The organism is Mesorhizobium kowhaii, assembly GCF_042431665.1.
In the GTDB taxonomy this organism is placed as follows: domain Bacteria; phylum Pseudomonadota; class Alphaproteobacteria; order Rhizobiales; family Rhizobiaceae; genus Mesorhizobium; species Mesorhizobium kowhaii.
In genome coordinates, this window is record NZ_JBHLYT010000208.1 from 1 (window position 1) to 719 (window position 719).

The window sequence follows — 719 nt, forward strand, 5'->3', positions numbered from 1 at the left end:
GGCAGAGCAATGGATGAGAGATTCATGAGACGTCTCCAGGGTTAGGATGTCGGACCCCGAAACCTTACCTGAGTTCCGCCGCCCGTCGCCTCATGGGATCTTTTTGCGCCCGAGGCGTGCTGGTGGGCGCGGATGATGGTGGAATCGACGATCAGGTATTCAAAGTCCGGATCGTCCGCAATCGCGGCGAAGATGCGCCACCAGATGCCTTTGTGGCTCCAGCGGCTGAAACGGCGAAAGACACTGTTCCAATCGCCGAACACCTCGGGCAGATCACGCCAGGGCGAGCCCGTTCGCACGATCCACAGAACCGCTTCAACGAACATGCGGTTGTCGCGACCTGACGAGCCGCGTGTACGCTCGTCGCCAATAATGTGTTGCGACATCCGCTCCCACTGATCATCCCGAAGGATCAGACGGTCCAGCACTCCCATGACTGCCTCCAAAAGACAGTCTTGAATCTGATTTGCAAGCCCTTGGGAATCCCAAGAGTCCACACCTCCTAGCCCGCTTGATGCACGGCGATCGGCTTTCGGCGGCCTGCATGGCGATCTGGCCGCCCTTGGGGTGCATTTTGACAAGCCTCGTCGGGCGCCGGCGATGATCCGTCGTGACGGAAGGCGGGGGTTTGCGGGTTGAGGTCGGCGGGTTTGTTTCGGGACGTCTGCGCCCCATCGTTTATGTCGCGAGTTGCGGGATGCGGCTGAGGACGATGCGCA

The 719-nt window shown here is 60.4% G+C and carries 1 pseudogene; it reads right to left on the reverse strand.

Annotation, left to right across the window (positions count from 1 at the left end):
* Positions 1-89: 89 nt before the first annotated feature.
* Positions 90-434 (reverse strand): annotated as a pseudogene (locus tag ACFFNA_RS39415) (IS5 family transposase); the annotation flags it as partial.
* Positions 435-719: the final 285 nt, after the last annotated feature.